General features: G+C 62.5%; 30 protein-coding genes and 1 pseudogene. 24 read left to right on the top strand and 7 right to left on the bottom strand.

Annotation, left to right across the window (positions count from 1 at the left end):
* Together EI28_RS14380 and EI28_RS05335 are read left to right on the top strand one after the other, a co-directional pair.
* Nucleotides 1–424, top strand: a 424-nt coding sequence (locus EI28_RS14380) for a hypothetical protein (protein WP_048113266.1), incomplete at its 5' end; no start/stop codon positions are given.
* 320 nt (nucleotides 425–744) lie between these two features.
* Nucleotides 745–1,020, top strand: a complete 276-nt coding sequence (locus tag EI28_RS05335) for a hypothetical protein (RefSeq protein ID WP_048113264.1) — start codon at nucleotides 745–747, stop codon at nucleotides 1,018–1,020.
* A gap of 66 nt (nucleotides 1,021–1,086) precedes the next feature.
* Here the strand turns inward: EI28_RS05335 and EI28_RS05330 are convergent, their stop codons facing one another.
* Both EI28_RS05330 and EI28_RS05325 read right to left on the bottom strand, forming a co-directional pair.
* Complete coding sequence (locus EI28_RS05330) at nucleotides 1,087–1,875, bottom strand: CBS domain-containing protein (protein ID WP_011844822.1); 789 nt, start codon at nucleotides 1,873–1,875, stop codon at nucleotides 1,087–1,089.
* A 66-nt stretch (nucleotides 1,876–1,941) separates the two neighbouring features.
* Nucleotides 1,942–2,412: an Hsp20/alpha crystallin family protein gene (locus EI28_RS05325; RefSeq protein WP_011844821.1), complete on the bottom strand. Its 471-nt coding sequence runs from the start codon at nucleotides 2,410–2,412 to the stop codon at nucleotides 1,942–1,944.
* 157 nt (nucleotides 2,413–2,569) lie between these two features.
* Here EI28_RS05325 and EI28_RS05320 point away from each other — a divergent pair, with 157 nt between their 5' ends.
* Nucleotides 2,570–3,268 (top strand): hypothetical protein, encoded by a 699-nt coding sequence (locus EI28_RS05320; RefSeq protein WP_048113263.1) that lies wholly within the window; start codon nucleotides 2,570–2,572, stop codon nucleotides 3,266–3,268.
* A 45-nt stretch (nucleotides 3,269–3,313) separates the two neighbouring features.
* Nucleotides 3,314–3,592 carry a co-chaperone YbbN gene (locus EI28_RS05315; RefSeq protein ID WP_048113262.1) on the top strand — a complete coding sequence of 93 codons (279 nt, stop codon included), beginning with the start codon at nucleotides 3,314–3,316 and terminating at the stop codon, nucleotides 3,590–3,592.
* Between the two features lie 4 nt (nucleotides 3,593–3,596).
* On the opposite strand, the gene EI28_RS05310 is transcribed toward EI28_RS05315, so the two are convergent.
* Entirely contained in the window at nucleotides 3,597–4,187 is a 591-nt protein-coding gene (locus tag EI28_RS05310) for an HVO_0476 family zinc finger protein (protein WP_048113260.1), read from the bottom strand.
* A gap of 32 nt (nucleotides 4,188–4,219) precedes the next feature.
* Here EI28_RS05310 and EI28_RS05305 point away from each other — a divergent pair, with 32 nt between their 5' ends.
* The 3 genes from EI28_RS05305 to EI28_RS13130 all read left to right on the top strand — a co-directional run bounded on the left by EI28_RS05305 (nucleotide 4,220) and on the right by EI28_RS13130 (nucleotide 6,755).
* Nucleotides 4,220–4,645, top strand: a complete 426-nt coding sequence (locus EI28_RS05305; protein WP_011844817.1) for a DUF371 domain-containing protein — start codon at nucleotides 4,220–4,222, stop codon at nucleotides 4,643–4,645.
* Between the two features lie 155 nt (nucleotides 4,646–4,800).
* Nucleotides 4,801–5,391 carry a PAS domain-containing protein gene (locus tag EI28_RS05300; protein WP_048113259.1) on the top strand — a complete coding sequence of 197 codons (591 nt, stop codon included), beginning with the start codon at nucleotides 4,801–4,803 and terminating at the stop codon, nucleotides 5,389–5,391.
* Nucleotides 5,313–6,755 (top strand): PAS domain S-box protein, encoded by a 1,443-nt coding sequence (locus EI28_RS13130; protein WP_369792255.1) that lies wholly within the window; start codon nucleotides 5,313–5,315, stop codon nucleotides 6,753–6,755. The genes EI28_RS05300 and EI28_RS13130 overlap by 79 nt, the downstream gene beginning before the upstream one ends.
* Here EI28_RS13130 and xseB read toward each other — a convergent pair.
* The 4 genes and pseudogenes from xseB to EI28_RS14745 form a co-directional block, all read right to left on the bottom strand.
* On the bottom strand, nucleotides 6,730–6,915 hold the full coding sequence (gene xseB, locus EI28_RS05290) for an exodeoxyribonuclease VII small subunit (protein WP_011844815.1): 186 nt from the start codon (nucleotides 6,913–6,915) through the stop codon (nucleotides 6,730–6,732). The genes EI28_RS13130 and xseB overlap by 26 nt on opposite strands.
* The gene (locus EI28_RS14755; RefSeq protein ID WP_369792253.1) at nucleotides 6,899–7,210 is read right to left on the bottom strand and encodes an exodeoxyribonuclease VII large subunit; all 312 of its coding nucleotides are present in this window, start codon (nucleotides 7,208–7,210) and stop codon (nucleotides 6,899–6,901) included. The genes xseB and EI28_RS14755 overlap by 17 nt, the downstream gene beginning before the upstream one ends.
* Before the next feature lie 200 nt (nucleotides 7,211–7,410).
* Nucleotides 7,411–8,142: pseudogene (xseA, locus tag EI28_RS14750) on the bottom strand (exodeoxyribonuclease VII large subunit); the annotation flags it as partial.
* A gap of 30 nt (nucleotides 8,143–8,172) precedes the next feature.
* The gene (locus EI28_RS14745; protein WP_231476599.1) at nucleotides 8,173–8,382 is read right to left on the bottom strand and encodes a hypothetical protein; all 210 of its coding nucleotides are present in this window, start codon (nucleotides 8,380–8,382) and stop codon (nucleotides 8,173–8,175) included.
* An 83-nt stretch (nucleotides 8,383–8,465) separates the two neighbouring features.
* On the opposite strand from EI28_RS14745, the gene EI28_RS05280 reads away from it, so the two are divergent.
* The 17 genes from EI28_RS05280 (at nucleotide 8,466) to EI28_RS05200 (ending at nucleotide 19,092) form a co-directional block, all read left to right on the top strand.
* Entirely contained in the window at nucleotides 8,466–9,008 is a 543-nt protein-coding gene (locus EI28_RS05280) for a sugar phosphate isomerase/epimerase (RefSeq protein ID WP_231476598.1), read from the top strand.
* Nucleotides 9,009–9,103: 95 nt separating this feature from the next.
* Nucleotides 9,104–10,384 carry a hemolysin family protein gene (locus tag EI28_RS05275; RefSeq protein ID WP_048113256.1) on the top strand — a complete coding sequence of 427 codons (1,281 nt, stop codon included), beginning with the start codon at nucleotides 9,104–9,106 and terminating at the stop codon, nucleotides 10,382–10,384.
* Nucleotides 10,385–10,401: 17 nt separating this feature from the next.
* Nucleotides 10,402–11,028, top strand: coding sequence for a phosphoribosylglycinamide formyltransferase (gene purN, locus EI28_RS05270; RefSeq protein ID WP_048113255.1), 627 nt, complete (start codon nucleotides 10,402–10,404; stop codon nucleotides 11,026–11,028).
* 71 nt (nucleotides 11,029–11,099) lie between these two features.
* Nucleotides 11,100–11,417, top strand: coding sequence for a ribonuclease P protein component 4 (locus tag EI28_RS05265; protein WP_048113253.1), 318 nt, complete (start codon nucleotides 11,100–11,102; stop codon nucleotides 11,415–11,417).
* On the top strand, nucleotides 11,414–11,674 hold the full coding sequence (locus tag EI28_RS05260) for a YhbY family RNA-binding protein (RefSeq protein ID WP_048113252.1): 261 nt from the start codon (nucleotides 11,414–11,416) through the stop codon (nucleotides 11,672–11,674). Before EI28_RS05265 ends, EI28_RS05260 begins: the two co-directional genes overlap by 4 nt.
* 51 nt (nucleotides 11,675–11,725) lie before the next feature.
* Nucleotides 11,726–12,175, top strand: a complete 450-nt coding sequence (locus EI28_RS05255) for a 30S ribosomal protein S19e (protein WP_048113250.1) — start codon at nucleotides 11,726–11,728, stop codon at nucleotides 12,173–12,175.
* A 19-nt stretch (nucleotides 12,176–12,194) separates the two neighbouring features.
* Nucleotides 12,195–12,533: a DNA-binding protein gene (locus EI28_RS05250; protein ID WP_048113249.1), complete on the top strand. Its 339-nt coding sequence runs from the start codon at nucleotides 12,195–12,197 to the stop codon at nucleotides 12,531–12,533.
* Complete coding sequence (locus EI28_RS05245) at nucleotides 12,533–13,123, top strand: arginosuccinate synthase (protein ID WP_048113248.1); 591 nt, start codon at nucleotides 12,533–12,535, stop codon at nucleotides 13,121–13,123. Before EI28_RS05250 ends, EI28_RS05245 begins: the two co-directional genes overlap by 1 nt.
* Nucleotides 13,124–13,143: 20 nt before the next feature.
* Nucleotides 13,144–13,296 (top strand): 50S ribosomal protein L39e, encoded by a 153-nt coding sequence (locus tag EI28_RS05240; RefSeq protein ID WP_011844805.1) that lies wholly within the window; start codon nucleotides 13,144–13,146, stop codon nucleotides 13,294–13,296.
* A gap of 4 nt (nucleotides 13,297–13,300) precedes the next feature.
* Nucleotides 13,301–13,564: a 50S ribosomal protein L31e gene (locus EI28_RS05235; protein WP_011844804.1), complete on the top strand. Its 264-nt coding sequence runs from the start codon at nucleotides 13,301–13,303 to the stop codon at nucleotides 13,562–13,564.
* A 1-nt stretch (nucleotide 13,565) separates the two neighbouring features.
* Entirely contained in the window at nucleotides 13,566–14,228 is a 663-nt protein-coding gene (locus EI28_RS05230; protein ID WP_048113245.1) for a translation initiation factor IF-6, read from the top strand.
* 7 nt (nucleotides 14,229–14,235) lie between these two features.
* A complete protein-coding gene (gene rpl18a / locus EI28_RS05225; RefSeq protein ID WP_048113244.1) occupies nucleotides 14,236–14,427 on the top strand; it encodes a 50S ribosomal protein L18Ae in 192 nt (63 codons plus the stop codon).
* On the top strand, nucleotides 14,420–14,878 hold the full coding sequence (pfdA, locus tag EI28_RS05220) for a prefoldin subunit alpha (protein ID WP_369792252.1): 459 nt from the start codon (nucleotides 14,420–14,422) through the stop codon (nucleotides 14,876–14,878). The genes rpl18a and pfdA overlap by 8 nt, the downstream gene beginning before the upstream one ends.
* Entirely contained in the window at nucleotides 14,878–15,957 is a 1,080-nt protein-coding gene (gene ftsY / locus EI28_RS05215) for a signal recognition particle-docking protein FtsY (RefSeq protein WP_048113242.1), read from the top strand. Before pfdA ends, ftsY begins: the two co-directional genes overlap by 1 nt.
* Nucleotides 15,957–17,288: a signal recognition particle protein Srp54 gene (locus tag EI28_RS05210; protein WP_048113241.1), complete on the top strand. Its 1,332-nt coding sequence runs from the start codon at nucleotides 15,957–15,959 to the stop codon at nucleotides 17,286–17,288. Before ftsY ends, EI28_RS05210 begins: the two co-directional genes overlap by 1 nt.
* The gene (gene trmY / locus EI28_RS05205) at nucleotides 17,285–17,854 is read left to right on the top strand and encodes a tRNA (pseudouridine(54)-N(1))-methyltransferase TrmY (protein ID WP_048113240.1); all 570 of its coding nucleotides are present in this window, start codon (nucleotides 17,285–17,287) and stop codon (nucleotides 17,852–17,854) included. The genes EI28_RS05210 and trmY overlap by 4 nt, the downstream gene beginning before the upstream one ends.
* Nucleotides 17,854–19,092 (top strand): tRNA pseudouridine(54/55) synthase Pus10, encoded by a 1,239-nt coding sequence (locus EI28_RS05200; protein WP_048113239.1) that lies wholly within the window; start codon nucleotides 17,854–17,856, stop codon nucleotides 19,090–19,092. The genes trmY and EI28_RS05200 overlap by 1 nt, the downstream gene beginning before the upstream one ends.

Raw genomic sequence — 19,092 nt, 5'->3', positions numbered from 1 at the left:
AGATAGCGTCTACACACAGCTTGTTCTTATCGAATTTGCTAGCGGGCAAAAGGCATACGTCTTTGATGGTGCCTTCGAAGGTCATATGCTCTGTACCCCTGATATGATTGGGGGGATTAGAGAAGTCATCTTGGCCATGTTAGTATCATCTCTGGAAAAAATGGAGGCCGCTGAGAAAAGTGTAGATGCACCATTAGACCTTCAAGGAGATTACGCCGGACCTGACCTCGACATCAATGGCTGCATAGAAGAGATCATCATTCCAGATGACCCTAAAAGAGCTGAACGATGGCACGGTGCCATCGTCGATTTTGAAGCTGGAAGGATGCTAATTGACATTGATAAAAAAAATTCCTACCTCCAACTCGATGTAGGAGACTACGTTCACGCTTACGGCCGTGTAGACCTCCGGGGAATTGAGTAGACTTTACCCCGGTATTTCTTTTTTGTACGATTTTCATCATAACTTGTATCCAGCAGGAACTGCTGACTCTCAGAGACCTTTTTGGGCATCCCCGTCGGCTTTCACCGGGTCGACATCCTCAAGAGCAGCTACGCCCTGCTTACCATGACCTCGCGCAGCGTGGCTCCGGCTGGATCGACGGCAAAGACGGCGAACCGCTTGATGCCGACACATACGAGTACAGCGCCGGGCGCGCAGCGGCCGAACTGGTCCTCGGCTTCACCCTGGGTGCCTACGCCGAGGAGAACCACGACAACGTCTACTACCTGATCGGCTCCTCATTGAGCGGAATCGTCTTTGTCGGCGACATCCGGGACGCCGGGGTGTACATCTCCCAGGGGGACAGGCAGATGGCGCTCGTCTGCCTCGCCGGGCTGGTTCCCACGGGCGGTGACGGAGCACGGTACATCTCGAAGATCGGGAAGGGAATGGCCGAATACTCGGCGGAAAATGCTGCCAAAGTGTCCGCGAAGATTGAGTTCCGGCGCACGGCCGTCGAGGCTATTGCAGAACCTTTGTTTGGGATGGCTTCTAGGCCTTCCTATCCTCGATATTAACCGGAGGCCGGGCTCGCAGCCTCCGGGCTGAAAACCCCGGGGTGCCCCCGACGGGAGGGGTGCCTGTCACCCGTGCCGCACGAGCCGGTGCGTCAGCGCGACGAGGGGATGGCGGGCGTAATCGAGCACCTTGATGTCGTCGAGCGTTTTGAGGTTCAGCGTCCGGGCCGTCCGCTCCATCCCGAGCTCGATGTTCTCCCGGACCTCGATGATGTAGGCGTCGAGGTTCTTGATCCCGAGCCTCTTCGCCGCGATCGCCCGGTGGTGGCCGTCGACCAGGATCCAGCGGCCCGGCCGCCTGACCACGATCAGGGGTTCGGCAAGCCCCTTCTTGATCTCGTACATCCTCCCCTCCAGTTCGTCCTCGTAGATCTTCGACTGGGTGGGCAGGAGGTCGTTGATCGGAACCGAACCCCTTCTCAAGGCCGGTTCGACCCCGTAGAGTTTTTTGAGGGTCTCGATGAACTTGAAGACCTTCTCCGGCGAAACGTGCTCGATCTGGGACCTGATGACGTCGGCGTTCGACATGATCCCGATGAGCTCGTTTTTGTCGTTGACGACCGGGAGCTTCTGGATGCCGGAGCGGAAGATGACACGGGCGGCGTCGTTCACGCTCATGTCCGGGTCGGCGACGATGAGGTGGCGGGACATCATCTGCTCTATCGGCGTGGACGGATGGGCGAAGAGGAGATCCCGTGCCGATATGTAGCCTACCACTTCTTTCGAGTTCTCCACGACCGGGAAACCGTCGTGGTGCGTCTTCTTTATGGTCTCGATGACGTCGCGGACTGTTCCGTGGGCGTTGACGGTGACGACGTCGTAGGTCATGTAATCCTTGACCTTCTTCTTATCCATCATGATAGTGTCACGCTGGCCCGACATGAAATGTTCGGTCAAACCCGGCAAAGACCTAAAAATTGGTTATTCAATGGGGATCGCGGTCCCGGTCTCGGTCGGCGCCTTCTTCAGCCGGACCTCGAGAACCCCGTTCTTAAACGTTGCAGCGGCACTCTCGTCTGCCACTTCCGCCGGAAGCAGCACCGTGCGGCTCATCAGCCCGTAGATGCGTTCCCGCATGAAAAAGTCCCGGCTCTCCTCCTCGGTCTCTCCCGTCCGCCTGCTGGTGATCTCCAGGTGCTGGGGATCGATGAGCCGGACGGCGACGTTCTCCTTCTCGACGCCGGGGAGGTCGGCAACGACGATCACTTCGTCCTCGTGGTCGCGGACATCCACGCGGAAGTCGCGGACCGCCGGGACGACCCGGCCCCGGACTTCCTCTCCGCGTGAACTGATCCCCCCGAGCAGAGACTGGAACCTGCTCTCCATCTCGGCCATAAGGTCGTCGAAGTCCTGCCAGATTGTCCGGTATGGCCCTCGTTCGATTCTTGCCATCGTAATCACTCCTGTAGACTCGGATCGCCCCGGGCGAGCGGGTCGCCCGAGGCTAACCTTAAGGTAGTGTCGAAACGATATAAATTTATCTTCGGCCTCTCTCCTCCCCTCTAGAACAATACCATTTTATTTCACCAAACGGCGAATTGTACGTGTAATGAAAAAGACACAGCAGAAGACCTCGAAGGACGACAATTCTCCGTGGATGAAATGGGCCTATGTGGGGATTGCCGTTCTGGTTGCGGTTGCCATGGTCGGCACCTACCTCGCCCCGATGTTCGAGAAGAAGGCGGCCGCCCAGGTAGGAAACATGGCGGTGATCGACTACACCGTTCTTGCCGAGGACGGGCGCCCCCTCATCACGACCGACCAGAACCTCCTTGAGAGCGAATACAAGAAGGGGAACGTCGTCCTCCTGACCCAGCGTCTGGAGATGCCTGTCGGCGGGCAGGTCTCGGGCGAGAATATTGCCGTTATCCCTGTCTTATACCCGGAGATCAGCGGCTTCTCGGGATTCGGTCTGCTCGGCTTCGAGACCAACGCCATCTCCGTAGGGCTCGTCGGGATGCGGCCCGGCGAGACGAAGACCATCAGCTTCTCCTACGGGGAAAACGAACTTGCCATGAACCTGAGCGAAGAGGATGCAGACGGGATCGGCCTCAACTTCACCGGGACGGAGGTGGGCGAATTCGTTCCGCTCGGGCTGACGGCGTCGCCGGATATTCCCCTCGGCAACGAGACCAATGAGAGTCCTGCGCTGCGCTTCGGCAAAGTCACCGCCAAGAATCCCGACTCGATGACCATCGCGCACCGCTACGGCAGCGCCCGGGTCACGCTCGGCGTCATAACGGGGTGACGGCACCCCCACACTTTTTTATAATCTCCCCGCGACCTGCCGTACATGGTGGTAAAGGTGATCAGTTTCTACCAGGAAGGGTGCATGGGGTGCAAGGAGCAGACCCCAATCCTCCTCGAGGCAGCGGCGGATCTCGGGATCGAGATAGAAGAGATCGATGCCGTGAAGAACCCGGAGTATATCCCGAAGTATAACCTCCGGGTGACGCCGACGACCCTTGTCCTCGATGGCGACGAGATCAGGGAGCGGATGGAAGGCCTCGTCCACCGTGAGGACCTCGAGGCCGCAATCCGGCGCCACCTCCCCGAGCCCCTGCCCCGGTGAGAGATCACCGCCTCTGGTAGCGTCCCTCGAGGTACCCGTAGATCCGCTTCACCCTGCGGGCCACCGTCTTCCAGCCTTCTTTCCGGATGACCGGGCCGTCGCGGAGTTTTATGTGCGAGATCCGGATCCGCCGGCCTGCAAAGGAGTAGGTCTCCCCGACGACAAACTCGTCCTCGCCGTCGGCGGTCTGGTAGAGCGGGAGGGTCGTGCGCCCGGTATGGATCGACGCCTTCACCACGACCTGCTCGATCCCGCGGGTCCAGAGGGTCGTCACTTCGTCGGCCTTCGCCCGGCGGACCCGCCTGGCTCCGGCCTCGATGCCGGTGACCTCGACCCCGAAGACCTCGTCTCCGCACTCCGCGACGATCCGGTCGCCGAGGGCGACAACCTCGTCCTCGAACATCTCGACGCTGCAGACCATTGATTCGGTCTCCTGGCTCACGATGGCCTTGATGGTGAGGATCTCGGGCTCGGGGGGTTTCGGCACCCGGTGGACCTGGCCGCACTCGCAGCACTGGACCACCAGATCGGCGGCTTCCCGAAGAATCTGGTGTTCGCACTCCTCTTTACAGACGGGGCAGACGATGCTAATCATTCATTAGCAATAGCATCCCTCTCCTAATAAGCATGAAGGCGAGGGATATCGTGCGGGCGCGGGGGCACCCGCTGGTCCGGGGAACCCATCCGACGACGTTTGAGGTGACGAAAGACAAGACGCTGACCGAGACCGGGGACTGCATCATCGGCGTCGCCGCCGACAGGGGCGCCGCCGACCTCGACTCCGGTTTCAAAGCGCTGCTCCGCGACGATCGGGCGGTGCTCACGACACGGCTTACCGCGGGCGGCGAGACCGTCGAGGTGACGTCGCGGGGCAGCGCGGCGTTCACCCTGGATCACCCCGCCGACCTCGTCTGGCGGCGGAGCGATTTCGTCTCCGACCGGACGGTGGGCATCCGTTCCGACCGGGTGGCGGCGACCCTCCCCCGGGAGTTCATCGAGGCGCTCCGGCGAGAGGAGGAACTCGTCGTCGAACTCGAGGTGGAGATTCCCTAGGGTTCTGAACGGGACCTGTCACCGGGCGCCCCGCTCTGTGCGATATACGCTTTGAAAAGGGTTCGCGATCGCGACCGGTTCCCGAACGCGCATGCCCGCCCGTGATGCCGCCGGGGATAGGTTTATGCATTCAGGGTGTGGGGAACAGGTCAGGTATGCAACCGCTCACCCCGGCGCTTGAAGACCTCCTCGAACACCTGGAGGATCTCGATCGCCGTCTCCGCCCGCTCAGGGCCGGCGAAGATGCGGCTCCCACGGGGAACCTGCTCCTGCTCAAACCCGTTCTTGCCGAGATCTACGATCAGGTCGACGCGCTGATCGCCGGCATCCGGAGCATCGACGCCGCATACCAACGATATCGCGACCGATTTTTCCACCTCCCGGCGATTTGCCTCTGCACGGGCGCGGACAGCATCGTCCTGGAGGCGAACCGGGCGGCGGCACTCCTGTTCGGCATCGCTCCCGACCGGCTGCAGGGTTCGCCTCTCGGCGCACATCTCCACCCGGAAAGCATCCCGGCGTTCCGGTCGGCCGTTGCAGCGCTCGGCCGGGGCGATGATCTGCCTGCGCAGGAGTTCCTGCTCGTCCGAGCCGACGGCGGCACCGTTCCGGCGACTGCGGCCGTTTCGACCTCTTACGGGCCAGGCGGCCGTGCAGCCGAGTACCTCTGGGTGTTCCACGACATATCGGGAGAGAAGCGAGTCGAGGAAGCCTCCGGGAGAGCGAAGACCGGTACCGGGAACTGACCGAGAACGTCAGCGACGCATTCCTCGCCCTGGACCGGGACGGCCGCGTCCTCTCCTGGAACCGGGTGGCCGCCCGTCTCTCGGGCCGCACGGTGGAGGAAGCGGTCGGACAGAGCATCTACGACCTGTTCCCGCAACTCCGAAACGACGAGGTTATCGGGTTTTTCCGGCAGATTGCGGAGACCGGCCGACCCGGCGTGAGCGAATGCAGGTTTGACCTCCACGGGCGGGAGCATGCCTTCGAGGTGCGTGCCGTCCCCACCCGTGCGGGCGTCTCCGTCTACATCCGGGACATTACGGCCCGGCGCGAGGCTGAAGTTGCCCTCCGGCGGAGCGAGGAGCGGTGCCGGATGGTCGTGGAGAGCCAGACCGAGTTGATCTGCCGCAGGCTCCCCGACGGCACCATCACCTTCGCCAACGACGCCTACTGTCGTTACCTCGGCATCCCGTGCGGCGACCTCATCGGGCGGCGGTACGCCCTCACCGTCCCGCCCGACGACCAGGCCCGGATCCAGGAGAGTCTCGCCTCCCTCACCCCCGATCACCCGGTATCGACGGTCGAGCACCGGGTGATCATGCCGGACGGCAGGGTCCGGTGGCAGCAGTGGACAAACACGGCGTCCTTCGACGACGAAGGCTCCGCCGCCGAGTACCAGTCGGTGGGCCGTGACATCACCGATGCGCGGATGGCGGGGGAAGCGCTCCTGCTTGCGAACCGGAAACTCAACCTCCTCTCCGACGTGACACGGCACGACATCTTAAACCGGCTCAACGTGCTCTCCGGCTACCTCGACCTCTTCCGCGAGCGGGTGAGCGACCCGGAGATGCTCGAGTACTGCCGGAAAGAGGAAGAAGCCCTCCGGGACATCCGGCACTACATGGCCTTCACCGCGGAGTACCGGGATGTCGGCGTGGCCGCCCCCGCCTGGCAGGATGTCCGGCGTATCGTCCGCGAGGCGGCGGCGGGGCTCGACCCGGGACTGGTTGCCGTCGAAGTGCGGACGGGCGATCTGGAGGTGTACGCCGACCCGCTCATCGTCCGGGTCTTTGAAAACCTCATCGACAACTCGCTCCGGCACGGCGAACGGGTTACCCGGATACGCATCTATCCCGAAGAGTCCGGCCGGGGGATCAGCCTCGTCTACGAAGACGACGGCATCGGCATTCCCCATGAAGCAAAAGAGAACCTCTTCGAGCGTGGGTTCGGGCGGCAGACCGGATTCGGGCTCTTTCTTTCCCGGGAGATCCTCGGCATCACCGATCTCTCCATACGGGAGACCGGCGAGCCCGGGAAGGGTGTGCGATTCGAGATCGACGTCCCGCCGGGGTTCTATCGCTTCACCGATCGCGGCCAAGCTCGGTGAGTTTCATCTCGGCCGTGCCGAGGAGGTCTTCGCACTGTTTGACGAGGAGTGCGCCCCGCTCGTAGATGGCGATGCTCTCCTCAAGGCTCGTATCGCCGTCTTCGAGTTTCCGGACAATCCCCCGCAGTTCTTCCAGTTTCTCTTCAAAGGTCTTCGTCATACGTTGTCTCCTCCACGACGGCGACTGCCCGGCCGTCCATCATCCTGATCGTCACGCGCTCGCCCGGTGCGAGGCTCGCGGCGCTCCTCACGACCCTGCCGCCCGCCTCGACGATGCAGTATCCCCGCTCCAGGATGGCGAGAGGGTTCTTTCCTTCGAGGTTGGCGCGGAGCTCCGCGAGGGCGGAGCGTTCCCGCTGCACCCGGGCGACCGCCGCCCGCCGGAGCAGGTCGTCGTGTTCGGCGAGGCGCTGCATCCGCTCGTTGATGCGGCGCGCGAGCCGTCCGGGGCGCATGCGCTCCCGGAGTTCCTCGACCTCGCTCTGTGAGGCGGCGAGACGGCTATGGACGAGCAGGCGCATCCTCTCCTCGCACCCGGCGAGTTCCCGGAGCACCTCCCGGCGTTCCGGCACGGCCCGTTCCGCCGCCGCGGACGCGTCGGCGCCCGGAGGTCCGCGGCAAAGTCGCAGAGGGCGGTGTCCACCTCGTGCCCGACGGCGCTGATCACGGGCGTCCTGCACGCCGCGACCGCCCGTACGACGTCCGGGTGGTTGAAGGCGAAGAGATCTTCGAAACTCCCCCCGCCGCGCCCGACGATGATCACGTCAACGAGCCCGTCGATCCGCCGGAGCGCCTCCGCGATCTCGACGTGCGCCCCCTCGCCCTGGACGGCCGTCGGGGAGAGGACAACGTCCGCCGGGTAGCGCCGGGAGATGACCGAGAGGATATCCTTCACCGCCGCGCCGGTCGGCGAGGTGACCACGCCGATCCGCTGCGGGAAGAGGGGCAGAGGCCGTTTCCGCCCGGGATCGAAGAGGCCCTCCTCGTCGAGTTCCTGTTTCCAGCGCTCGACCATGAGGTGGCGTTCGCCGAGGCCCGCCGGGAGCATCTCCCGGACGATCAGCTGGTACCTGCCGTGAGGCTCGTAGACCTCCACGGAGCCCCAGGCGAGGACGTCCATGCCGTCTTTGGGCGCAAAGGCGAGCGTTGAAGCGGAGGTGCGCCACATGACGCAGTTGATCACCGCGGAACTTCTTCCGTTTCGCTCGGAGAGTGAGAAATAACGGTGGCCGGAGGCGTGGTTCTTGTAGTTGGTCACCTCCCCCCGCACCCAGATCCGGCGCAGGCGGGCGTCGTCGAGGAGGTCGCAGATGAGCCCCGAGACCTCCGAGACCCCGAAGATCGGGGTGCCGAACCGTTCCGGGCCGGTGGAATGACCGCCGAGCATCATCACAATCTATTAGACTGATGGCTTATATCAAGTAGTGTCATGGGTCGTTTCGCCACCTCGACCATGTTCTTCCACGAGTATCCCTGCGACCATATCTTCGACTACGTCGCCGAGTCCGGCCTCGACGGGCTCGAGTTCTGGGTCGAGACGCCGCACTTCTGGCTTCGCGACCGCCCTGAAGACGAACTTGGCCGGTGCATCGCGGATCATCCGGAACTCTCGCCGATTACCGTTCACGCCCCGTCGCTGGACCTGAACCCCTGTTCCATCAACCGCGGGTCGCCGAGATATCGGTCGAGTACACCGTCGAAGCCGTCCGGATGGCGGAGCGGATGGGCGCCGCCGTGGTCACCGTCCACCCGGGGAAGCGGACGGCGAAACGCCAGCCGAGTGCCTACGACTACCGACGGTTCGAGGACTACATCGCCCGGCTCCGCGAAGCCGCCGAGGGGACGCGGGTGAAGGTGGCGATCGAGAACATGGAACCCCGGGTCAACACTCTCCTCTCGACGGCGGAGGACGCGGCCGAGGTCCTTGATCGGGAACCCTGGCTCTGGTTCACGCTGGATATGGGGCACGCCATGATGACGTCCTGCGATGAGGTAATCCGGTTCATCGACCTCTGCATCGAGCGGATGGTCAATGTCCACGTCAGCGCGCTCGGCGGAAACGGGCGCCCCCACCACCCCATCCACGGCGACCCGGACGCATTGCGGGTGCTTGCGGAACTTGCCGACCGGGGCTACGATGGGTACCTCACCCTGGAACTCGAGGATATGGTCTTTCCCGGGGCGCTCTCGTCCGAGGAGAAGGTCGTGCTTCTTTCGCAGGAATCGGAGGCGCTACGAGAGGTATTCTCGTGAAGCGCTGGTTTTATTACATCTGCCCGCGACATAATTCATAAAATCCCGGCAATCAATCAATACCGGATGCTGCCGCTTGATGCGGCGTGGAGTAAATGGTAGTCGTAGACCTTCTAACTATAGAGATCATTTTATTCATTGTTTGTCTGCTCCTTTCGGGCTTCTTCTCGAGTTCGGAAGTCGCCCTCATATCGATAACCCGGGCGAAAGTCCGCGCCCTCTTAAATCAGGGTCGAAAAGGAGCGAAAGCACTCGATACGCTGAAGAAATCGACCGACGGCCTCCTGATCACCATCCTGATCGGGAACAACATCGTCAACGTGGCCGCAGCATCGCTCGCGACCGCGATCGCCATCGCTATCTACGGTGACGTCGGTATCGGAATAGCAACCGGGGTCACGGTCATCCTGATGCTGGTCTTCGGGGAGATCGGGCCGAAGATGTACGCCTCCCGGCAAACCGAGAAACTGGCGCTCGCTGTCGCCCTGCCGATTCTCTACCTCTCAAGAGTGCTCTACCCGGCGCTCTGGGTCGCGGACCGCATCAAGCGTCAGTTCGCCTTCAGGCCCGGCGTGACCGAGCCGGTCGTCACCGAGGAGGAGATCAAAGAGTGGATCGACGTCGGCGAGGAGGAGGGCACCATCGAGGAGGAAGAGCGGGACATGCTCTACTCCGTACTGCGCTTTGGAGACACGACGGTTCGCGAGGTGATGACGCCGCGGGTGGACGTCGTCATGATCGAGGACGCATCCACGCTCGAGAACGCCCTCTCCATCTTCAACGAGACGGGCTTCTCCCGGATCCCGGTCTACCACGAGCATATCGACAACGTCATCGGGCTCTTAAACGTCAAGGACGTCTTCTCGGCGGTCTTCCGGCAGCAGACGAGCGCGACAATCAGGAACCTGATGTACGAACCCTACTTCGTTCCCGAGAGCAAGAAGATCGACGAGCTCTTGAAGGAACTCCAGGTGAAGAAGCAGCACATGGCGGTCGTCCTCGACGAGTACGGGTCGTTTGCCGGGATCGTGACGGTCGAAGACATGCTCGAGGAACTGGTCGGCGAGATCATGGACGAGTTCGACGAGGAGGAGCCCGAGGTGCAGCAGGTCGAGGACGGCGTCTACCTGGTCGATGCGCGGGCATGGGTGGAGCACCTCAACGAGGACCTGGAGTTATCCCTCCCGCTGACGGATGCTTACGAGAGCATCGGCGGCCTCGTCATCGACCGGCTGGGGCATATCCCCCGCCGCGGCGAGGTGGTCAAGATCGAGGAGAGCAACACCACGCTGGTGGTGATGCAGATGCGGGGCCGGCGGATCGTCAAGGTGAAACTGATCGTCGCGCCTCAGAACGCGCCGGGCGGGGCCCGGTAAGGAGTTCAACGATACGTATGCGTCCAGAGACACCTGTTGATAAGAAACGGATTGCGTTCCTCGCCTCGGGGAGAGGATCGAACTTTCAGGCGGTGGTCGACGCCGTCGCGGCCGGGGATGTCCCGGGGATCTGCGTCGGGCTCGTCACCGACAACCCGGAGGCGTACGCGATAGAGCGGGCGAAAGGCGCCGGCATCCCGGTGACGGTCGTCGACTACGCGCGGTTCCCAACGAGAACCGCATACGAGGAGGCGCTTTTATCCGCGATGCGCGGCTGCCGGGCCGACCTCTTCGTCCTCGCCGGCTACATGCGGATCCTCGGGGCCGGGATCGTCCGCGAGTTCTCGGGCCGGATGATGAACATCCATCCCGCCCTGCTCCCGGCGTTCTCCGGGCTGCACGCGCAGCGGCAGGCGATCGAGTACGGGGTGAAGGTCGCGGGCTGTACCGTCCACCTGGTCGACGAGGGGATGGATACCGGCCCCATCATCGTCCAGCGGTGCGTGCCGGTCCTCCCGGACGACGACGAGACGGCGCTCGCCGACCGGATCCTCGCAGAAGAGCACGAAGCTCTCCCGCTCGCCGTGAAACTCTTCTGCGAGGGCCGCCTGGAGGTCGACGGCCGGCGTGTGCGGGTCCGTTGACCGCGACCATCAACCTCTTATATATTCTCCCGCCTCCAATCTCAAGACCCACCACTGAGACGGATCGCACCATGGCAGATACTACACGTAAATCAGGCTCCCGGAGACTCGCTCGCGAGAGGATCGCCGTTCTCTTTGCGCGTGCAGCGGAGTTCTACCCGGAAAACCCCGACTGGAGCAACCGGTGCGTGGAACTGGCCCGCAAGATCGGGATGCGACATCGGATACGGATAGAGCGGCCGCTGAAACGCCGTTTCTGCCGCCGGTGCTACACCTACCTGGTCCCGGGGTCGAACGCCCGGGTCAGGGTTCACCGCGGCCGCGTGGTCGTCACCTGTCTTACCTGCGGGCACCGGTCACGGTATCCGGTTGGGAGGCCCCGGCAATGAGCAGAGAATCGTTCCAGGATCTCAAGCCCACCATCTGGATCGGGAAACGCGGCATCACGAACGTCATGATCGACGAGATCCGGCGGCAGCTCAAGGACCGGAAGGTCGTCAAGGTGAGGTGGCTCAGAAACACCGAGGTCGATCCGGAGGAGATAGCGGCGTCGGCCGGTGCGGTTCTGGCCGAGGTCCGGGGGCGGACGCTCGTCCTTACGGAGCGGCGGAACCGATCGCCCGGGCACAATCCTCGAAATATATAAAACATCACTGGACGAATATGTAAAGACTGTTAGCGAGAGTGAGGTTCATCTATGACGACTGTATATGACATCCCTGCCGATATGTTCATCCGGCAGGTGGCAGAAGAACTCAAGACAAATTCGCAGATCCAGCCCCCCGAGTGGGCCGCTTTTGCAAAGACGGGGGTACACAAAGAGATGCCCCCCGAGAATGACGACTGGTGGTACGTGCGTACGGCGGCGGTATTCCGGCGGATCTACATCGACGGCCCCGTCGGTATCCAGAGGATGCGCTCCGCCTACGGCGGCAAGTATGACCGCGGCTCGGCTCCGAACCGGTTCAAGCGGGGGAGCGGGTCGATTGTTCGGAAGATCTTCCAGCAGCTCGAAGCGGCCGGATACGTCGCTCACGGTAGTTCTGGCCGCACGGTAACCCCGGCGGGCAGGTCCTTCCTTGACAACGTTGCAAACGGCCTGAAATCAGAGGCCGCCAAAGCCGCCCCGGGCCTTGCGAAATACTGATCGACAGGAGGTATGAGAGATGGTAGACGACGAACTCGCCGAACTGCGCCGCCGGAAGATGGAACAGATGCAGCGGCAGGCGATGGATCAACAGGCTATGGAGGACGAGGCCGCACGCCAGCAGCAGATCGATGCGCAGGTCCGTGCCGCGCTCATGGAGATCCTCGAACCTGAAGCGAGGGAGAGACTCAATACCATCAAGTTGACCCGGCCGGAGTTTGCAAAAGCGGTCGAGCAGCAACTGGTGATGCTCGCGCAGAGCGGCAGGGTCAGGCAGCGGATCACCGACGAGCAGCTGAAGGCCCTGCTGGCCCAGCTGACGCCGTCGAAGAAAGAGTTCAAGATTACGCGGAAATAATGGAAGCAGGTGTGCTCTTCTCGGGCGGGAAAGACAGCGCGCTCGCGGCAATCATGCTCGCGCGCGATTACGGCGTGGAACTGAATACCTGCGTATTCAATCCCGACCGCGAGGTCCCGGAAGTGCGGGCCGCAGCGGCCGCCCTGGGCCTTCCCTTCAGGAGAAGGGTGCTCGGGAAGGACCTGCTCTCCGAGGCCGTCGACCTGCTGCTAACGTGCGGGTACCCCAACGACGCAATCGACATGGTCCACCGGAAGGCGATCGAGACCCTTGCGACCGAGTATGCGGTGGTCGGCGACGGCACCCGCCGGGAAGACCGGGTTCCCCGGCTCGAACGCCCCGAAGTCCAGCACCTGGAGATGACCGCCGGCTGCTCCTACGTCCGGCCGCTCCTCGGCTACGGGAAAGCAGAGGTGGAACGTCTCGCAAAACGCCTGCTCGTGGTGCGGTACGGGGAGACCGGCAGCATCGGGAACGGCGACTACGAAGGGGAGATAAGGAGCGCCCTTTGCGCCCGCGGCATCGACCCGGTTTCGTTCTTCCCCTCCCGCCACCTGCAGTCGCTGGTGGTCGCGAGAAGAGAGACCTGAATATTACGAGAGTGAACATTATGAGCAAATTGATGAAGGGCCGGAAGATCCGGCTGGCAAAGGCATGCGAGCAGAACCGCCGCGTGCCTGCATGGGTGATGATCAAGACCAACCGTGCGGTTGCGTCGCATCCGAAGCGGCGCAACTGGAGACGGAGTTCCCTGAAGGTGTAAGGTTATGGCAGAAGCATTGAAGGAGCATATCTATATCATCCCCCTCCGCGAGGTGAAGCGTGCGCCCCGGTGGAAGCGGGGCAACACCGCGATCAAGGACATCAGGGCGTTTCTCGTGCGGCACATGAAGAGCGAGGACGTCAAACTCGATAAGAGCATCAACGAGAAGGTCTGGGAGAACGGAAGTTCCAAGCCACCGCGAAAGATTCGCGTCCGCGCGATGAAGTTCGAGGACGGGCAGGTCCAGGCCGAGCTCGCCGAGGAGTGAAATGACGGGGACGATCGATCTCGCCGGCGATCCGAACATCGGCGTTTATGCCCGGGTGTTTGAGGATATAGCGATCGTATACCCCGGGGCGCCCGCGGAGTTCACCGCGGCCCTCGCACGGGAACTCGATGTCGAGATCGTGAGCACCTTTATTCAGGGGAGCAGCATCATCGGTTCGCTTGTTTCCGGAAACAGCCAGGGCCTGGTCGTCAGCGGTCTTGCCGCCGACGAGGAACTGGCGGCCTTGAGCGAGTACCGGGACGTATTCCTGCTCGAGGGGCCCATGAACGCGGCCGGCAACGTTATTCTCGCAAATGATTACGTTGCCGCCGTCCACCCCGAGATGCAGATCGATGTTGCCGAAGAGATCGGGTCGTTCCTCGAGGTGCCGGTGGTCCGGCTAACGCTCGGCGGCATCAAAACCATCGGCATGGCCGGATTCGCAACGAACAAGGGTATCCTTGTCCACCAGAGAGCCAACGACACGGAGATTGCAAGCCTCGAACGGGTTGTCGATCTCCCGATCGGGCTCGGGTCGGTCAACATGGGAAGCGGTCTCGTGGGTACCGGGCTCCTTGCAAACAGCAAGGGTTATGTCGCAGGGTCCGTCACGACCGGGTTTGAACTGGGACGAATAGAAGAAGTCTTTGGGTTTTTGGAGTGATACTATCATGGAGAACCAGACGTTTGAAGTTGTAGGCGCGTGCAGGATCAACAACGAGTGGAAGCCGTACCGCAAGGTCGTCGGCGCCCCGAACGAGAACCAGGCAAAAGAGAAGGTTCTTACCGATATCGGGAGCAAACACCGCCTGAAGAGAAGTTATATCACTATCGAATCGGTTAACGTAGTAGCTGGTGAATGACGTGGACCAGGCAGATCCTCGCGAGATACAGACCCTCCAGATGTACCTGAACGAATACGGGCAGCAGATAGAACTCATGACGCAGCAGCTCTCGATGATCGAGCAGCAGCGGCTTGAGGGCGCCGCCGCCATCGAGACGCTCCGCGCCATCCAGGAGAATGCGGACGGAGACGTCCTTCTCCCCATCGGCGGAGGCGCGTACCTCCGGGTGAAGGTGCTCGATGCCGGCCACGTTCTCGTGAACATCGGGGCGGACGTCTCCGTCGAGAGGGCCACCGCGGATGCGGTGGAGTATCTGGAGGATCGGATAACCGAGCTTGAGGCGCTTGCAAAGAAGGTCGCGGGTTCGGTCGAACAACTGCAGGGTCAGGCAACGGAGATCTCCCGGCGCCTCGAGGCGGCGTATCGGGGGGCCCGGCAGGCTCAGGCAGGCCAGGGCGGAAGTTCATAATGTTTGATTCCTTAAAGAAAAAACTTCAGAATATCAGGACCAAATTTGCCTCGAATATCGAGGAGGCTGCCGGGGCCGAACAGGAGCCGCCGGTTGCACAGCTGCCGGAGGGAGCGGAGACTTCGGAACCCGCCGTCCAGCCGGAATCCCCGGCCGCGGAGGAGACGGTGCAGGAGGGCCGGGAGAGCCCTACGTTTTTTGAGAAGGTAAAAGTCCTCGTCCGGGAGCGGGAGGTTCTCCTCCAGGAGAAGGATGTCGAGGAGCCGCTCTTCGAACTCGAGATGGTACTTCTCGAAAACGACGTCGCGCTCCCGGTCACGGACGAGATCATCGCCCGGATGCGAAGCGACCTCGTGGGCAGGCACCGTAAGATCGGTGCCTCGGTCGATGACCTGGTCGTATCGACCCTGCGCTCCGCGCTCTGCGGGGTGCTCGGGGAGGGGCTCGACCTGCGCGACTTCATCGAAGGGCACGAGCGGCCCGTGAAGATCCTCTTCACCGGCGTGAACGGGACCGGCAAGACGACGACCGTCGCAAAGGTCGGGCAATACCTGCAGAAGAACGGCTTTACGGTCGTTATCGGCGCAGGCGATACCTTCCGTGCGGGTGCGATCGAGCAGATACGGACACACGCCGACCGCCTCGGGATCAAGACGATCCAGCACCAGGCAGGCGCCGACCCCTCCGCGGTTCTCTTCGATGCCGTCCAGTATGCAAAAGCGCACGACATCGACGTCGTCCTCGCCGACACGGCCGGCCGGTTCCACAACCGGGCGAACCTCATGAACCAGCTCGATAAGATCCGACGGGTCATGAAGCCCGATCTCGTCGTCTACGTCGACGAGGCGGTTGCGGGCAACGACGCGGTCATCCGGGCCGACGAGTTCAACAAAGCCGTCGGCACCGATGCGGTCGTCCTGACGAAGGCGGATATGGACCCCAAGGGCGGAGCGGCCATATCGGTCGCCCACACGGTGGGGAAACCTATCCTTTTCCTCGGAACCGGCCAGGGCTACGACGATATCATGCCGTTTGAGCCCCGGACGGTGGTGAACGAACTTCTGGGAGATGAATCCTGATGCTCGATAACCTCGGCACATCCTTAAAAGACGCCGTCAAGAAACTCGCCGGCAAGACGGTGATCGACCGGGCGGCGGTCGAAGAACTGGTGCGCGACCTGCAGCGGGCGCTCCTCTCCGCCGACGTCAACGTCAAACTCGTGATGCACCTCTCCCAGGCGATCAAGCAGCGTGCCCTCGAGGAGGAGCCCCTGAAGGGGATGGGTGTCCGCGAGCACGTTCTTCGGATCGTCTACCAGGAACTCGTCCGGATGATGGGAACGCCCGGCGAGGTGGCGCTCGAGCCCCAGACGATCCTGATGGCGGGATTGCAGGGGAGCGGGAAGACCACGACGACGGCAAAACTCGCCCGCTACTTCCAGCGCAAAGGGCTGCGGGTCGGCGTGATCTGCGCCGACACCTTCCGGCCGGGTGCCTACGACCAGCTCAAGACGCTCTGCGACCGGATCAGCGTCCCCTGTTTCGGGGATCCGAAGGAACCCGATGCACTCAAGATCGTCCGGGAGGGCCTCCCGAAGTACCGCAAGCTCTACGAGGTCATCATCATCGATACCCAGGGGCGGCACGCCCTTGAGGAGAACCTGATCGAGGAGATCGTCAACATCAACGAGATCTCGCATGCCGAGCACAGGTGGCTCGTGATCGACGCGGCGCTCGGCCAGCAGGCGAGCGAGCAGGCACGCCGGTTCCACGAGGCGATCGGGATCGACGGCGTCCTGGTCACGAAGATGGACGGCACGGCGAAAGGCGGCGGTGCGCTCTCGGCGGTTGCCGAGACGCAGAGCGGCATCGTCTTCATCGGGAGCGGCGAGACGATCGACGACCTCGAGCGGTTCGACCCGGACGGGTTCATCTCCCGGCTGCTCGGGATGGGCGACTTGAAAGCCCTCGTCGAGCGGGCGGAGGAAGCGGTCTCGGGCGAGGATCTCGACGTCAACGCCATGCTCAAGGGCAAGTTCACGCTCCGGGACATGTACAAGCAGCTCGAGGCCCTGAACAAGATGGGGCCCTTGAAGCAGATCATGAGCATGCTCCCCCTCGGCGGCATGCAGATCCCGGACGACGCCTACGACATCACCAGCACGAAGATGCAGCGCTACAAGGTAATCATGGACTCGATGACGCCCCCGGAACTCGACGACCCGTCGATGATCGGGAGCTCCCGGATCCAGCGGATCGCCCGGGGCGCCGGCGTGACGCCCGACGACGTCCGCGACCTCATCAAGTATTACAAGATCATGCAGCGTGCCTTAAAGGGCATGCGGGGCATGGGCGGCGGCAAGTTCAACATGCAGCGCATGATGAAGAAGTTCGGCGGACCCAGTAGATGAAACGGTTTGCCGTCGTGGGCCACCTTGCCGTGACGAGCGGCACCTTCAGCCTCAACGATCTGCCCGGAAGCGGCGGGAGGATGGACGTCCTCTGCCGCTCCGTCAACTCCTCGTTCTTCCTCTCTCACGATCTGCGCCGCGACGTCGAGTGCTACCTCGTCCTCTGCGGGGAGCCCGGTCCGGAGAAGACCGTTCTCTTTCGGGGTAGCGTTGTCCGGCACCTCTCGCCGGACGAGCGGAGCAGCGCCGCCCTGATCAAGAAGGCGCTCTCGATCCCCTGCGGGGGCGAGTTCAGGGAGTCGACCCCGGGCGTTTACGTCCGCCGCGGCGGGCTCGCCCGGCTTCTTTCCGAGATTCCGTTTGCGGTGCTCGACGAGGCGGGGGAAGATATCCGGGGGACACCCGACCTCCCGGAGAACTATCTCCTCTCGGATCACCACAACTTCACTGCGGAGGAAGAGGCCCTGATTGCTGATTACCCCCGCTACTCGGTCGGGCCGCGGTCGCTGCACGCCGATCACACGATCACCGTCCTCTTAAACGAGATGGACCGGAGGGAATCCTGATGGATATCATACAAGAGGTAGAAGCAATTCTTGGATACGGCGATACCTGCAACCACTGCCTCGGGCGGTTCTTCGGCAAGCGGTCGTTTGGGCTGACGAACGAGGAGCGGGGCAGGGCTCTGCGGGTCGCACACGAGCTTGCGGCAAACGAACCGCACCATGAACCGGACCCGGAGTCCTGCTGGATATGCGGCGGCGAACTCTCCCGCACCGAAGAATGGGCGAAGAGGGTGGTCGAAGCAGTGGACGGCATCGAGTTCGAGACCTTCCTTATCGGGACGAAGGTGCCGCCGCTCGTCGCGGAGAGCGAGGAGATGGTCTGGAGCGATCTCTCGCTCCGCGACCCCGAACCGATGAAGGCAGAGATGAACCGTGAGGTCGGAAAAGTCGTCTCGGCCCTCTCCGGGAAGACGGCCGACCTCAAGAAGCCCGACGTCGTCGCGATCCTCGATCTCGGCGAGAGCACCGTCGAGGTGCAGGTGAACCCCGTCTTCTTCGTCGGGCGGTACCTGAAGTACGAGCGCGGCATCCCCCAGACCCACTGGGACTGCCGGGCGTGCCGGGGTGCGGGGTGCGAGAAATGCAACTTCACCGGCAAGCAGTACGCCGACTCCGTCGAGGAACTGATCGGCCGGCCGGCAATCGAGGCTTTTAGCGCAGCAAACGCCGTCCTGCACGGTGCCGGCCGGGAGGATATCGACGCCCGGATGCTCGGGTCGGGCCGCCCCTTCGTGATGGAGATCGAGGAGCCGCGGAAGCGGTCAGTGGATCTCGCGGCGCTCGAAGAGGAGATCAACCGGGAGGCCGCCGGCCGGGTGGCGGTTCACCTTGAAGGATGGGCGGATCGGAAGAAGGTGCAAAGCCTTAAATCCGACAAAGCGCATAAAAAATACAGGATCCTGGTCGAGATCGACGGTTCTGTAACTCCAGATGAGTTCAGGGCGGCCCTCGATCAGTTAAAAGGTGTAACGATACGGCAGCGCACCCCAAATAGGGTGTCACACCGACGGGCAGATAAAGTTCGGGAACGGCAGGTCCTCGATATCGAATGCACGGGTAGCGTCGACGGCAGATACTGGGTCGAAGTCGTCGGCGAAGCGGGCCTGTACATCAAAGAACTGGTATCGGGTGACAACGGCAGAACCCAGCCCAGCCTTGCCCAGATCCTGGGGCGCACCGCAAGTGTTGTCAGCCTCGATGTGGTGCTGGTCAAAACAGCTAACGAGTATGGTGAGTAA

Source organism: Methanoculleus sp. MH98A, assembly GCF_000691865.1.
GTDB lineage: Archaea > Halobacteriota > Methanomicrobia > Methanomicrobiales > Methanoculleaceae > Methanoculleus.
The sequence above is the reverse complement of the archived record's forward strand: the minus strand, read 5'-3'. Positions and strand labels throughout refer to the sequence as shown.

What these genes read in the sequence shown, in the direction of transcription:
- EI28_RS05210 (WP_048113241.1), top strand. Translation starts at nt 15,957, where the DNA reads ATGCTCGATAACCTCGGCACATCCTTAAAAGACGCCGTCAAGAAACTC.
- trmY (WP_048113240.1), top strand. Translation starts at nt 17,285, where the DNA reads ATGAAACGGTTTGCCGTCGTGGGCCACCTTGCCGTGACGAGCGGCACC.
- xseB (WP_011844815.1), bottom strand. Translation starts at nt 6,915, where the DNA reads ATGACGAAGACCTTTGAAGAGAAACTGGAAGAACTGCGGGGGATTGTC.
- EI28_RS05260 (WP_048113252.1), top strand. Translation starts at nt 11,414, where the DNA reads ATGAGCAGAGAATCGTTCCAGGATCTCAAGCCCACCATCTGGATCGGG.
- rpl18a (WP_048113244.1), top strand. Translation starts at nt 14,236, where the DNA reads ATGGAGAACCAGACGTTTGAAGTTGTAGGCGCGTGCAGGATCAACAAC.
- EI28_RS05240 (WP_011844805.1), top strand. Translation starts at nt 13,144, where the DNA reads ATGAGCAAATTGATGAAGGGCCGGAAGATCCGGCTGGCAAAGGCATGC.
- purN (WP_048113255.1), top strand. Translation starts at nt 10,402, where the DNA reads ATGCGTCCAGAGACACCTGTTGATAAGAAACGGATTGCGTTCCTCGCC.
- EI28_RS05250 (WP_048113249.1), top strand. Translation starts at nt 12,195, where the DNA reads ATGGTAGACGACGAACTCGCCGAACTGCGCCGCCGGAAGATGGAACAG.
- EI28_RS05245 (WP_048113248.1), top strand. Translation starts at nt 12,533, where the DNA reads ATGGAAGCAGGTGTGCTCTTCTCGGGCGGGAAAGACAGCGCGCTCGCG.
- EI28_RS05325 (WP_011844821.1), bottom strand. Translation starts at nt 2,412, where the DNA reads ATGGCAAGAATCGAACGAGGGCCATACCGGACAATCTGGCAGGACTTC.
- EI28_RS14755 (WP_369792253.1), bottom strand. Translation starts at nt 7,210, where the DNA reads ATGCGCCCCGGACGGCTCGCGCGCCGCATCAACGAGCGGATGCAGCGC.
- EI28_RS05265 (WP_048113253.1), top strand. Translation starts at nt 11,100, where the DNA reads ATGGCAGATACTACACGTAAATCAGGCTCCCGGAGACTCGCTCGCGAG.
- EI28_RS05280 (WP_231476598.1), top strand. Translation starts at nt 8,466, where the DNA reads ATGGCGGAGCGGATGGGCGCCGCCGTGGTCACCGTCCACCCGGGGAAG.
- EI28_RS05275 (WP_048113256.1), top strand. Translation starts at nt 9,104, where the DNA reads ATGGTAGTCGTAGACCTTCTAACTATAGAGATCATTTTATTCATTGTT.
- EI28_RS05315 (WP_048113262.1), top strand. Translation starts at nt 3,314, where the DNA reads ATGGTGGTAAAGGTGATCAGTTTCTACCAGGAAGGGTGCATGGGGTGC.
- EI28_RS05200 (WP_048113239.1), top strand. Translation starts at nt 17,854, where the DNA reads ATGGATATCATACAAGAGGTAGAAGCAATTCTTGGATACGGCGATACC.
- EI28_RS05320 (WP_048113263.1), top strand. Translation starts at nt 2,570, where the DNA reads ATGAAAAAGACACAGCAGAAGACCTCGAAGGACGACAATTCTCCGTGG.
- ftsY (WP_048113242.1), top strand. Translation starts at nt 14,878, where the DNA reads ATGTTTGATTCCTTAAAGAAAAAACTTCAGAATATCAGGACCAAATTT.
- EI28_RS05305 (WP_011844817.1), top strand. Translation starts at nt 4,220, where the DNA reads ATGAAGGCGAGGGATATCGTGCGGGCGCGGGGGCACCCGCTGGTCCGG.
- EI28_RS05300 (WP_048113259.1), top strand. Translation starts at nt 4,801, where the DNA reads ATGCAACCGCTCACCCCGGCGCTTGAAGACCTCCTCGAACACCTGGAG.
- EI28_RS05330 (WP_011844822.1), bottom strand. Translation starts at nt 1,875, where the DNA reads ATGGATAAGAAGAAGGTCAAGGATTACATGACCTACGACGTCGTCACC.
- EI28_RS05255 (WP_048113250.1), top strand. Translation starts at nt 11,726, where the DNA reads ATGACGACTGTATATGACATCCCTGCCGATATGTTCATCCGGCAGGTG.
- EI28_RS05310 (WP_048113260.1), bottom strand. Translation starts at nt 4,187, where the DNA reads ATGATTAGCATCGTCTGCCCCGTCTGTAAAGAGGAGTGCGAACACCAG.
- EI28_RS05230 (WP_048113245.1), top strand. Translation starts at nt 13,566, where the DNA reads ATGACGGGGACGATCGATCTCGCCGGCGATCCGAACATCGGCGTTTAT.
- EI28_RS05235 (WP_011844804.1), top strand. Translation starts at nt 13,301, where the DNA reads ATGGCAGAAGCATTGAAGGAGCATATCTATATCATCCCCCTCCGCGAG.